Annotated in this window: 9 protein-coding genes and 1 other annotated feature (1 of these 10 running past the window's edge); of the genes, 1 reads left to right on the forward strand and 8 read right to left on the reverse strand. The window is 34.8% G+C overall.

Annotation, left to right across the window (positions count from 1 at the left end; genetic code table 11):
• Positions 1-89 precede the first annotated feature (89 nt).
• Both BCER98_RS10285 and BCER98_RS10290 read right to left on the reverse strand, forming a co-directional pair.
• Positions 90-590 carry a GNAT family N-acetyltransferase gene (locus BCER98_RS10285; RefSeq protein ID WP_012094471.1) on the reverse strand — a complete coding sequence of 167 codons (501 nt, stop codon included), beginning with the start codon at positions 588-590 and terminating at the stop codon, positions 90-92.
• A gap of 61 nt (positions 591-651) precedes the next feature.
• Positions 652-1,359, reverse strand: a complete 708-nt coding sequence (locus tag BCER98_RS10290) for a nucleotidyltransferase domain-containing protein (RefSeq protein WP_012094472.1) — start codon at positions 1,357-1,359, stop codon at positions 652-654.
• 257 nt (positions 1,360-1,616) lie between these two features.
• On the opposite strand from BCER98_RS10290, the gene BCER98_RS10295 reads away from it, so the two are divergent.
• Positions 1,617-2,444, forward strand: coding sequence for a peptidoglycan-N-acetylglucosamine deacetylase (locus BCER98_RS10295; protein WP_012094473.1), 828 nt, complete (start codon positions 1,617-1,619; stop codon positions 2,442-2,444).
• A 58-nt stretch (positions 2,445-2,502) separates the two neighbouring features.
• Here BCER98_RS10295 and BCER98_RS10300 read toward each other — a convergent pair whose 3' ends face one another.
• From BCER98_RS10300 to BCER98_RS10325, 6 genes are all read right to left on the reverse strand, one after another.
• Positions 2,503-3,762: a PTS ascorbate transporter subunit IIC gene (locus tag BCER98_RS10300; RefSeq protein WP_012094474.1), complete on the reverse strand. Its 1,260-nt coding sequence runs from the start codon at positions 3,760-3,762 to the stop codon at positions 2,503-2,505.
• A 79-nt stretch (positions 3,763-3,841) separates the two neighbouring features.
• On the reverse strand, positions 3,842-4,111 hold the full coding sequence (locus BCER98_RS10305) for a PTS sugar transporter subunit IIB (RefSeq protein WP_012094475.1): 270 nt from the start codon (positions 4,109-4,111) through the stop codon (positions 3,842-3,844).
• Between the two features lie 12 nt (positions 4,112-4,123).
• The gene (locus tag BCER98_RS10310) at positions 4,124-6,229 is read right to left on the reverse strand and encodes a BglG family transcription antiterminator (RefSeq protein ID WP_012094476.1); all 2,106 of its coding nucleotides are present in this window, start codon (positions 6,227-6,229) and stop codon (positions 4,124-4,126) included.
• 635 nt (positions 6,230-6,864) lie between these two features.
• A complete protein-coding gene (locus BCER98_RS10315; RefSeq protein WP_012094477.1) occupies positions 6,865-8,838 on the reverse strand; it encodes an LTA synthase family protein in 1,974 nt (657 codons plus the stop codon).
• A gap of 473 nt (positions 8,839-9,311) precedes the next feature.
• Positions 9,312-10,937 (reverse strand): ABC-F family ATP-binding cassette domain-containing protein, encoded by a 1,626-nt coding sequence (locus BCER98_RS10320; RefSeq protein WP_012094478.1) that lies wholly within the window; start codon positions 10,935-10,937, stop codon positions 9,312-9,314.
• A gap of 406 nt (positions 10,938-11,343) precedes the next feature.
• Positions 11,344-12,420 (reverse strand): bifunctional 3-deoxy-7-phosphoheptulonate synthase/chorismate mutase, encoded by a 1,077-nt coding sequence (locus tag BCER98_RS10325; RefSeq protein WP_012094479.1) that lies wholly within the window; start codon positions 12,418-12,420, stop codon positions 11,344-11,346.
• Positions 12,421-12,558: 138 nt separating this feature from the next.
• Positions 12,559-12,791: a binding site (T-box leader), on the reverse strand; it runs 1 nt beyond the window's last position.

Consider the following 12,791-nt stretch of genomic DNA (forward strand, 5'->3'; position numbering starts at 1 on the left):
TTATACTTTTCTTCTACTATATAATGAAGCATAATCAATTCGAAGAAAAATCTGAAAAAATCCAAATCTTTCCTTATCATCTTTTTCCTTCACAAAAATAACACCATATATTCGTCATCATGGTACATACCGTTCATTTTTAGCGCATTTTTTTCTATTCCATACGTTCTAAAGCCGATAGATTGATACAGTTTCTTTGCTGCGTTGTTATCGGAAACGACTCCTAAATGGATTTGCTCTATGTCTATTCCTTTTGCCTTTTCTATTAATGCTTCAATTAATGCTTTCGCAATTCCTCTTCCTCTACTTCGATGATCAACATACATCGCAACAAGATGGCCCTTGTGCTTATATACCGCTTTTTGCTCTAGCAATAACGTTACTACCCCTACCAGTTGATTATCGTTCTGAAAAGCACCAAATGTGTAACTAGTATTTGAACTTAAATTTCGCTTAATCTCTTCAAGAGGTTTTTCTTTTTGTAGCGCTTCTTCGTAAGTGGTTACAAATGCACCTGGACTCATTTGTAATGCTTGTAAACGCAAGTCCCAATATTGTAACGCGTCTTCTTTTGTTAAAATACGAATCATATCTTTTCACCCCTTCATCAAACTAAGTAACGAACAATTAATTTACATAATAATATTATGATTATCTATCTTTCCCAATCGAAAATCCTTCAAACAATCTCCCTCCATAACGATCTAATGTTTGTTCAATAAAATAAATAAGCTCTCTCTTTTCTCCAGTTCTATAAAAATAATCAAACGCCGCTACAAACGCTTCAGCAAATGTTTCATCATATTTTCTTAACACACGAAAAAACCATTTTGAATTTCCAACCCATTGTCTATTTACTCTCAGTACAAATTCATGTAATAAATCTGCTAGGAGATTTGCAATAAACAATTCCTCCTCCCTTTTTGTTGCACCAATAAAATCATCTAATGCGTCTGTAAGGAAATAGCGCTTTCTTCTAATTATTTCTTCTGTCCAAGTTTCAGGACCTTTCTCTAATAATTGCTGCGCTTCCTTCTTCACATGTGACACGATTTCCTTTTCTCCCTTTAACATAATGCCTTCTAAAACAAGTTGAGGAAGCGTTGGTCTTCCCCTCTCACAATCACTTTTAAAATATTGTTTATAGGTTTCAAAATTATGTACAAACACCTCAACTGGCCAACCGTTGCAAAAGAATGATTCTCGATAACAAGACGGCAGCTTTCTATCTAATACAACGATGTCGAGATCTGATGTTATTGTTTCTTCTCCTCTTGCAACGCTACCTCCTAATAAAGCAACATCACAATTTGGAAATCGAACTTCGATTATGTTTTGTGCAGCCTCAATCGCTTTCATCTCTCTCTCTCCTTTTTTCTCTATATACATACAAACATTCGACGCTATTTCTAAATTTCCTATTTTTATTTTTACAATACGGTATGTGAAATTTTCAAAGTGATGATCTTATCTTTTTTATTCAGCCCTTATCACTTAACCATATAACAATGACGAAATGAAAGAATCTTATACAATTTTTATAAACTTTCTTTGCATTTCCCTACCTAAAATTGCTAATATAGTAGAGTAGAATTTTTATAGAGAGAAGGAAAATTATGCACAATGGAATTCCAATGACAACTTTAGTAAAAAGGGTACTGCTACTTTGCATCGGGGCTATTTTTTTATCCGAAATGGTTTTAGGATTAGGGAATGCTGTTCATGCAAGTACAGAAGATGATGCAAAATCTGTTCAACTTGTAAGTGAAATTCAGACAGCTCTTGCTCCGAAAGAAGCACCGAAGCAATATAACGGGCAAGTTCGAAAAGTCGCTTACTTAACATTTGACGATGGTCCTGGAAAATACACTGCTGAACTTTTAGATATGTTGAAAAAAGAAGATGCAAAAGCTACATTTTTCCTAATCGGTTCAAATGTCAAAGCATTCCCTGATTTAGTTAAACGTGAACACGCAGAAGGTCATTATGTTGGTATGCACAGTATGACGCATAACTACAAAAAACTTTACACAGAAGGTCGTTACGTTGATGAAATGAAAGAGGATCAGGGCTTAATTGCCGGCGTTATCGGAAAATCACCAGTTTTAACACGCCCATCTTACGGATCTATGCCTGGATTAAATGAAGCTCTTCGCAATAAAGTAGTCGAAAACGGCTTAAAAGTGTGGGACTGGACAATTGATTCTTTAGACTGGAAATATAATAAAATGCCAGTCGATGCAGCATCTGCTCAAATTGTTCAAAACGTGCTTGCTGGTGCAAACAAGCCAACGGAAGTTATTCTTATGCATGACATTCATCCACAATCCGTAAAAGCAGTGCCTGCTATTATTAAAGGCTTAAAAGAAAAAGGATACGAGTTAGAAAGCTATAAAGAGGACGAACACTTCCCATTAAACTTCTGGCATGATCATCGTATCTAATTGAAAGAGACTTGATTTTCTTTATTAGAAAATCAAGTCTCTTTTCTTTCTGCCTCAGTTAAAATAATTTTGTAATTTCGCTAATCAAAATACCAATAACAGCGAAATCAGAGTCACCAAATGTTGTATTTTCAAATCCTAATCCGCCTAATACTGGCAACAATAATGCTGGAAGGAACGAAATTAATAATCCGTTCACAAATGAACCTAAAATTGCTCCCCTTCTTCCTCCCGTTGCATTTCCAAATACAGCAGCTGTTGCTCCTGTAAAGAAATGAGGAATCAGTCCTGGTACGATAACACTTAAACCAATAACAGGTAAAATGAACATAGATAGTAATCCAGCAATGAAGCTTGTTAAAAATCCAATAATAACTGCGTTTGGTGCGAATGGGAAAATAGTCGGACAGTCAAGTGCTGGCTTTGCATTCGGCACAAGCTTATCTGCAATTCCTTTAAATGCAGGTACAATTTCTGCAATTAACATACGAACACCTGCTAAAATAATATATACTCCCGCTGCAAATGTAATGGCTTGCATAAAAGAATAAACTAAAAAGTTTTGGCCATTACTTAACTCTGCTTCAATAAATTGCTTTCCAGCAAATGGTGCAACAATGAAGAAAAGAACAGCCATTGTTAGTGACATAGAAACAGATGTATCACGTAAAAAGCCTAAAGATTTCGGTACTTGAATTAGCTCTGTAGATTTTTCTTTATTTCCAAACTTGCTACCAACAAAACCAGCCGCTAAATAACCAACAGAACCAAAATGTCCAATTGCAATATCATCCATACCTGTAATTTTTCTAACATATGGCTGTAATAGTGCTGGAAAAATGACCATCAGTACTCCTAAAAGAATGGATCCGATCAATACAAGTGAAAAACCTTTTAGTCCCGCTGTAGAAAATACAGCTGAAATTAAACAGGCCATAAAAAGTGTATGGTGCCCTGTTAAAAATACATATTTCAGTTTCGTAAATCGCGCAATCAATAAATTTACAATCATCCCAAATACCATAATAAATGCTGTTTCTTTCCCTAACGTTTGCTGTGCGATTGCAACGATTGCTTCATTATTTGGAATAATCCCTTTAATATGGAATGCCTTGTCAAACATTTTACCAAAAATATCTAAAGAACCTGTTAATATTGTAGCTCCGCCACCTAATACGATAAATCCCATAATCGTTTTAAGCGTACCAGATACGGTATCTGCAAAGTTTTTCTTTTGTAACAATAAACCACACATGGCAAATAATCCAACTAAAATAGCTGGTTGTCCTAAAATGTCTTTCATAATCAAATCAAACATGGCACCGCTCCCCTTCAGCTCAGAATCAGTAGGACATCAAATCATCCCACTGATTAAAGTTTCTCTTTATTCAACTGTGTTACATGAGGTGTTTTTGCAATGCTTCTTTAATTTCATTTTGATCTAAAATATTTGTCAATCCAGCAACAGTACGAACACCATCTTCTAAATTGCAAATAATATCTTTTGATCCTAAATATAAATCCGCTTGCTCAGATTTGCTCGATGCTAAATCTGTATGCGAAACTTCCGCTTGTAAACCAAGTTCATCTAGTATTTTCTTCACATTCATTTCAACAATAAAACTACTTCCTAATCCATTTCCGCATACAACTAAGATTTTTTTCATTTTAACTTCCTCCTAATTTGAATACTTCGCTATCATTTCTAGCATTTGTTCTTTTGAATTTGAACGAATTAACAGATCGACATTTTCAGGTTGTGATAACATATCACTTAATTGGGCCAACGCCTTCAAATGCGTTTCATTATCAATAGCAGCTAATACAATAATTAAATTAACCGCATGCTCTTGTTTTTCAGAAAATGAAACACTTTCTTTTAATTGCAATAAGCTCATTCCTAATTTTTTCACACCTGATTCAGGTCGTGCATGAGGAATTGCTATTTTAGGTGCAATGACAATATAAGGACCTAATTTTTTTACATTTGCAATCATTTCTTGCACATATTCTTCAGAAATATATTCCGTTTGTAACAGCGGCTTTGCTGCAATTCGAATTGCACCTTCCCAAGAATCAACATGATCTTGAAGCTGAATATATTCTTTTGTTAATAACTCGTTTAACATCGGCTTGTATTTCTCCTCTCTTCCGAAATGCACTGGTCCACTTATAAATTCTCTCAGTTCCCTTTTTAAAGCATGTTCATCTCTCACATCTGCATATTTGTGAATCATCTGCATAATAATATCAGCTGAATCATTTTGATCCTCACGAAATAAAGTAGCATTCACTTTTCGAAATAAGGATGCCTTTTCAGCATCTGTCAAAATGGGATTTACCATAAAAATAGGTATCAATCCCTTCTCTAATTCAGTAGTTGTAATAATACAATCTACATCAAATGTATTAGATTCATATTCTCTCTTTGAGATTGCTTGTAAAATATCCATATTTGAGAATAATTGTTCTAGCTGATATTGCAACATACGTGACGTACCAATACCATTTGGACATACAAGTAAAGCTGTTTTCCTCGGACTGGGAACGATTCCTTCTTTCCTCATCCAAGCGCTAAAATGCATCGTAATAAACGCAATTTCATCTTCTGAAATTTCTTTCCCTACATATTGTTCAAAATGATGAACCACTTTTTTTGTTAAATGATATACTTCCGCATAACTGTTTCGAATTATCTGCAATAATGGATTTTTAATTTCAATTCCATATTTCACACGATAGAAAGCTGGCTTCATATGTAAATATAAGTCAGAAGCAAGACCTGTAAAATCTCGGAATATGACACAAGCATAATGCTGAAAATCTTGTATCATGCAATCGACAATATGCCAAATGCCGTGAACATCATTCTTTTCATATTCTTTTTGCTGCGCGTTCACTTTTGCTCCCAATAAGTGCGTTGTAATATAATAAATCTCATCCTTTGGAAACTTTATATATAACAATTTTTCAAACTGTGTTCCAATATAGGTAGCTGCTTGAAAATGCTTTGTTTCGCGGAGAACAGCTTTCTCAGTTTCCTCCATTTCAATATATCGCCCTTTCACAATACGGCTACAAAACAAATACATGTAAACGCTTAAATTCTCAAGCACCTCGTCTGTATATTGAACGCCCAAAAATTCCTCACACTTCGATAAAATACCTTTTATTACATGAAGTTTGTCTTGTGCTGTTTGCTTCTTTTCTCCTTCTCCATGATTCACAATGTTCCTCATATGAGAAACTACATATTCCCAGCCATGCTTTGCAATTAACTGTGAAAGATATGCTATTAATACATTTCGCTTCCCTTGCTCCATTCCTTTAATGTAATACCCTTGCTTACGGTGAAACTGTAGAGATAACTTGAACTTTCCTAACTCTGCTTTCAATTTTTTCAAATCAGCTAGTGTTGTATTTCGGCTTACTTGAATGAGTTTTATTAAATCTTCCAGCAAAATTCTTTTTTCTTCCGTTAATAAATATAACGCAAGCCACGCCTTTCGTTCTTGTGGAGAATACTCATATTGAACTGTTATCAATCCTTGTAACTTTTGAGCTACTTTTTGTTTTGTTTTCTTATCTAAACAATATCCTAACGGACGAACATATTGAATCGGTTCTAGATGTTCGGTAATTAACCAGTCATCTACTTTTTTCATATCATAATAAATTGTTCTTTTCGACACTTGTAGTACTTCTGTCAATTGATCAACAGAAGTATAGCTATCCGCTTGCATCATTTGTTGCAAAATTGCAGCACTACGATAATCTAATATCATATGATGTACACCCTTTCTATACTTGTTCTTTCTTCACCTTGCAAGTATAGATACTAACTTTGCAAAATTAGATAATTGACATCACCTTCTACTAATATAGTATCTCTTATTTCTTGCAAAATTAAGTCCAAATTATCGTTTATGTACGGTGCAATAATTGTACTGTTTTTTCATCTTCTTCATTTTATGTCTTACTGATTTTCTTATATTTGTTTATAATATATTCACAATACGGTATGTGAAATTATAATTTCTCCCTTCCAAATAGATTGCTATGAAGGGGCTTAAGAGCTTTGAATTCAAAAGCCTCCCCTCTCCTTATGTCGCACTGCAACAAATACACGCACGAATTTTCCTTATAACAATTTCCGCATCTTTTTCATCAAATATTGAAAACTCTATATCTGCCCCTGATACATGTTTTGGAACCTCTATTAACTCTTGGTTATGTTTTTCCAATTGTTAAGATTACATATATTTCCATCATATACCATCCCTCTTCTCCCTTTAATCAGCACCTCTATACTTATTATATATAAAATCACATATTTCCTTTTCTAATTGACTCATAATTAAAATAAGAAATCCTACTCATCATGCTTTATTTCATATGAGTAGGATTTCTTATTTATACTTTATTCTGTTTTCGTATCTTGCGTTGTTTTCACCTTCGTTTTATTTTTATCACGATGGTTATAATTGTACTTCGAACGATCTACAGGTGTGAACCCTTCTGGTGTATAGAATCGTAATAAATCACCATTTACCACTTGGTCAGAAAGTTTAAGTGTTTGCTGAACCATTTGTTCATTTTGTTTTATTTCTTCTGTAACCTCTACTGGTTCTCCAGTTGTTGTATCATAATATCTTCCGTTAAGTGCAGTAACAGTCGGACTTACGTAATTACCGTTACGGAATGCTACGACTTGTTTGTGCTCTGGTGATAATAAATCTGTACCAAATTGGATATAATCCTTTGTATCGATACCTAATAAATGTAATAGCGTTGGGAGAACATCGATTTCTCCGCCATACTGATGTTGAACGCCACCTTTTATCCCTGGCACACGAACAATGAGAGGTACGCGTTGTAATTGTGCGTTTTCAAAGGAATGAATTTCCTTACCCATAATCTGTGACATCGCTCTATTATGGTTATCTGAAATACCATAATGGTCCCCATACATTACGATAATGGAATTGTCATATAAACCAGATTGTTTCAAGTAATCGACAAACCCTTTGACTGCTTCATCTAGATAACGCGCTGTTTGAAAATACGTATCTACAGATGAATCGCCTGTTGTTGCTGGCTCAATTGTTGCTTCTTCCTTATCAATTGGATAAGGGAAATGGTTTGATAGCGTAATAAACTTCGTATAGAACGGTTGCTTGACTGTTTCTAATAATGGAATTGACTCATTAAAGAACGGTTTATCTTTTAAACCATAGTTAACAACGTCTTTCTCGTTCATATCATAGTATGATGCATCAAAGAATTTATTAAATCCAAATGATTTATAAATGTCATCACGGTTCCAGAATGTTTTGTAGTTACCGTGGAACACCGCTGAAGTATATCCTTGTTGCCCCAAAATAGCGGGTGCTGCTTGATACGTATTATGCGATTTTGTTGTAAATACAGAACCTTGCGGTAATCCAAACATGGAATTCTCTAGCATAAATTCCGCATCCGATGTTTTCCCTTGTCCCGTTTGATGGAAGAAGTTATCAAAATACAACGTATTTGCATCTTTTGTAAATGAGTTAATAAATGGTGTGACCTCTTGCCCATTTAACTTGTAATCAATTAAAAAGTTTTGGAACGATTCCAGATGAATATAGATAACATTCATCCCTTTTCCTTTTCCAAAATACTCTGCGCTTGGGCTTGCATAGTTTGAAGCGATATAATTTCTGACCTCTGTCATACTGTCACCATCTGCCATAGCTCGTTCTGTTGATGCTTTCATACTTTGAATACCATCATAAATGGTATAATTGTAAGCACCTAAATATTTCACAATGTAGTTGCGGTCAAATGTTCTTGTTAACAATTGCGGGCGATCAGATTCTGCCAGTCCTAAATTAATGCTGAAAATTAAAATTGCTGAAATAAATACAAGTGACAATTTATACTTTGCAACACGAATTGGCTTTGGATTCGCAACTTTTGTTAAAACAAGTACAAGTAAAACGATTGTGTCTAAGAAATATAGAGGATCATACGGTTGTAGCAATGCTAAAACACTGCCGCCTATTTCCCCAAAGTTATTCGTTTGAGTCAATGTTGGAAACGTAATAAAATCGCTGAAGAAACGATAGTATACAACATTTGCATACAAAAGAATTGACAGTAGCAAATTAATAACAATCAACAAAATATAAGATCGTTTCCCTTTTGCAAATAATGCAAGTCCTAGAAACAAAATGGCGGAGCTTAACGGGTTAAAGAAAAGCAAAAACTTTTGAATTGTGTTCGATATTCCTAAGTTGAATTCCGTCACATATGCTGCATATGTTTTCAACCAGAATAAAACAACCGCAAAAATAAAGAACCCAAAGTGATTACTTAGCACTCGTTTGCTCTTTTGTAATAATTGTTTCATCTCTCCACCTCTTTTAATTATCCAAGGCTTATTTTTTTATAAGTCTATCTCTATTTTTTATCTATTTTCTTCATGTCGTTCATTTATTTAACCATATGAAGAATATTAGTAATTATAATTTGAATCTTTTATTTATTCAACTATTTCCTACTAAACATTTTGACCTTACTTTCCATTTAACAAAATAAATTTGTAATATTTCCACTTCATCCAGTAACGAAAACATACATCACTATAAACCTTTGCGGTTCCATTCGCAAACATTTTTATTTCCAAAATTACCAATTGGATTGGTAATGGTTTATTTATATAGGTAGAGAAAGTCTATCCATACTTCATTTCCGATTAAGTGAAACTTTAATCAATGGAGGATTCGCCCTCCACTGATTATATTCTGGCTGTTACTATCTTAAAATGGCGGAATAAAAAATCCCCCCTATATACTTTCTTAGTAAAGGGGGGATTTCATCCGTTTATTTATTTTGGTACATTGCGCTTACTTGCTTTTGTAGCTCTTCATTTTCTAAGTACTCATCGTAAGTCGTTTCTTTATCGATTACACCATTTGGTGTGACTTCAATAATACGATTTGCAATTGTTTGTACAAATTGATGGTCATGAGATGTAAATAAAATTGTACCTTTAAATGCGATTAAACCGTTGTTTAATGCTGTAATAGATTCAAGATCTAAATGGTTCGTTGGATCATCAAGTACCAATACGTTCGCACCGCTTAGCATCATTTTTGATAACATACAACGTACTTTTTCTCCCCCAGATAATACAGAAACATTCTTCTTCACTTCTTCACCAGAGAATAACATACGGCCTAAGAAGCCACGTAAGAAGCTTTCAGATTCATCTTGTGGTGAGAATTGGCGCAGCCATTCAACTAGATTATATTCGCTGTTTTCAAAGTATGCAGAGTTATCTCTTGGGAAGTACGATTGAGATGTTGTCACACCCCATTTGAACGAACCGCTATCTGGCTCCATTTCACCCATAAGAATTTTAAATAATGTTGTCATCGCAATATCGTTACGTCCAATAAATGCAACTTTATCACCTTTATTTAAAGTGAAGTACACATTATCTAACACTTTTTCTCCATCAATTGTTTTTGAAAGACCTTCAACCGTTAATAAGTCATTTCCTACTTCGCGTTCTGGCGTGAAACCAACGAATGGGTAACGGCGTGATGATGGTTTAATATCATCTAATGTAATTTTATCTAATAATTTTTTACGAGAAGTTGCTTGCTTTGCTTTTGATGCATTTGAACTAAAGCGTGCAATAAAGTTTTGTAACTCTTTTATTTTCTCTTCTTTTTTCTTATTTGCATCTTGCGTTAATTTTAACGCTAATTGACTTGATTCATACCAGAAGTCATAGTTACCAACGTACAGTTGAATTTTACCGAAATCAAGGTCAGCCATGTGCGTACATACTTTATTTAAGAAATGACGATCATGGGATACAACGATAACCGTATTTTCAAAGTTCATTAAAAAGTTTTCTAACCATTGAATTGCTTTTAAATCTAAGTGGTTGGTAGGCTCATCTAATAATAGAACATCTGGTTGACCGAATAACGCTTGCGCCAGTAATACTTTTACTTTCTCTGCACCTGTTAATTCAGACATCTTCTTATCATGAAGCTCTTCACCAATTCCAAGCCCTTTTAAAAGAATAGCAGCTTCTGATTCCGCTTCCCAGCCGTTAAGTTCAGCAAACTCACCTTCAAGCTCTGCAGCGCGCATACCATCTTCATCACTGAAATCTTCTTTCATATAAATCGCATTTTTCTCTTGCATCACTTCGTATAAACGAGTGTGACCCATAATAACTGTTTCTAGTACTGGAAACTCTTCATATTCGAAGTGGTTCTGTTTTAATACTGCTAAACGCTCACCTGGCGTAATATGTACATCCCCTGTTGTCGGCTCAATTTCTCCAGATAAAATCTTTAGAAATGTTGATTTACCAGCACCATTTGCTCCAATTAAGCCGTAGCAATTACCCGGCGTGAATTTTATGTTAACATCTTCAAACAATTTGCGATCCGCAAAACGCAAACTAACGTTACTTACTGTAATCATTTGGTTCCTCCAATTTCGATACTTTTATTACATACTCCACTTACTATACCATATTTAACATGTTAAAGGTATATCCAATCATCTTTGTATATTGTCAACTAAAATTTTTCTTTTTACATACTTTTCGCCTCCTATCCTCCTTCTTTCATTCGAACTAGTGCCTCTATAATCCTATATAAAAATAAAAAAACGAAGATGCTTTATACGTGCATCTTCGTTTTTTCACTTTTACTCGCGATCCATAAGTAATGGTACTCCATCTCACCTTTCACTCCATACTACGAAAAAGATGGTTCAGGGTTGTAATTCATGTTTATCTTTGTACTGATTTTCACCATCCATCAGCTCTCTATAAATAGGGAGATAAACACTACTGTTTCCCTTTCTTCGCATATTCTATATGAACTTACGATAATTTATTTTTGAATTCTTTTAACTCTTCCATGAATCTATGGAATTCTGGAATATCCATTTGCTGTGCTGAGTCAGATAATGCAACAGCTGGGTCTGGATGTACTTCTGCCATTACTGCATCTGCTCCAATTGCTAACGCTGCTTTTGCAGTCGGTAATAATAAATCTCTGCGTCCTGTTGAATGTGTTACATCCACAACAACTGGCAAATGTGTTTCTTTTTTCAAAATTGGTACTGCTGAAATATCTAACGTATTACGAGTTGCTTTTTCGTATGTGCGAATGCCGCGTTCACATAAAATAATTTGATCATTACCTTGTGCAATAATGTATTCAGCTGCATGCATGAACTCATCAATTGTCGCTGCTAAACCTCTTTTTAGCAATACAGGTTTATTCACTTTTCCTACAGCTCTTAATAAGTCAAAGTTTTGCATATTTCGTGCCCCAACTTGAATGACATCAACGTAATCAAGAGCCATTTCCACATCGTTCGGATTTAAAATTTCACTAATAATCGCTAAATCAAACTCATCAGCCACTTGTCGTAAAATTTGTAATCCTTCTACCCCTAAACCTTGGAAATCATATGGTGATGTTCTCGGTTTGAACGCTCCCCCGCGCATTAATTTTAATCCTTGCTCTTTTATCGCTTGCGCAACTTGACGAACTTGCTCTAAACTTTCTACCGCACAAGGTCCCATAATGAATGATTGTGTTCCACTACCTAATCGCTCACCTTTTACATCCACAATTGTATTTTCTTGTTTTTTCTTACGGGAAACAAGAAGCGCTTTACGGTTATCGTCCTCTTGAAGCTCTAAGCTTGCTTTGAAAATCGTTTTGAAAATGTGTTGAACCGTCGATGTCTCAAATGGCCCTTCATTACGCTCCGCAATCATATCTAGTACTTCGCGCTCGCGAACGGGATCAAAGCGCTTCGTTCCTTGCAGTTGCTTTTGTTCACCAATTTTTTGAACAATTCTACCTCTTTCATTTAAAAGCTTTAATAGCTGTAAATTAATTTCATCCACCTGTTTACGTAATTGTTCTAATTCATGATTTGCCATTTTCATATCCTCCTCAAATGTGTAAAAGTATAGTAAGAGAAATAAAATTCCTTATTTTCTGAATCCATAAACTAAATCGTTATCATATGAAATCGATACCGCCTTTTCTGTGTACAAAAAAGCCCTACTGATCTCTTCAGTAGGGACGATATTTATCGCGGTACCACCCTAGTTGCAGACTAACTTCGTCTACCTCTCTTCACTGTTAACGATCAATCGACCGTCTTTCCCTTCATAAAGATGTTTCTCTTTACTACAAAAAAGATGCTCCAGGACTGTAATTCGCACTTGTTTTTGTACTGGTTCACACCACCCACCAGCTCTCTGTTACAGGGAAACAACTACTACTATTATTCCTTTCATTGCATTTC

Source organism: Bacillus cytotoxicus NVH 391-98 (genome assembly GCF_000017425.1).
GTDB classification, from domain to species: Bacteria; Bacillota; Bacilli; order Bacillales; family Bacillaceae_G; genus Bacillus_A; species Bacillus_A cytotoxicus.

Coding starts and splice junctions, on each gene's coding strand:
- BCER98_RS10295 (WP_012094473.1), top strand. CDS start 1,617: ATGCACAATGGAATTCCAATGACAACTTTAGTAAAAAGGGTACTGCTA.
- BCER98_RS10290 (WP_012094472.1), bottom strand. CDS start 1,359: ATGAAAGCGATTGAGGCTGCACAAAACATAATCGAAGTTCGATTTCCA.
- BCER98_RS10285 (WP_012094471.1), bottom strand. CDS start 590: ATGATTCGTATTTTAACAAAAGAAGACGCGTTACAATATTGGGACTTG.
- BCER98_RS10315 (WP_012094477.1), bottom strand. CDS start 8,838: ATGAAACAATTATTACAAAAGAGCAAACGAGTGCTAAGTAATCACTTT.
- BCER98_RS10305 (WP_012094475.1), bottom strand. CDS start 4,111: ATGAAAAAAATCTTAGTTGTATGCGGAAATGGATTAGGAAGTAGTTTT.
- BCER98_RS10325 (WP_012094479.1), bottom strand. CDS start 12,420: ATGGCAAATCATGAATTAGAACAATTACGTAAACAGGTGGATGAAATT.
- BCER98_RS10300 (WP_012094474.1), bottom strand. CDS start 3,762: ATGTTTGATTTGATTATGAAAGACATTTTAGGACAACCAGCTATTTTA.
- BCER98_RS10320 (WP_012094478.1), bottom strand. CDS start 10,937: ATGATTACAGTAAGTAACGTTAGTTTGCGTTTTGCGGATCGCAAATTG.
- BCER98_RS10310 (WP_012094476.1), bottom strand. CDS start 6,229: ATGATATTAGATTATCGTAGTGCTGCAATTTTGCAACAAATGATGCAA.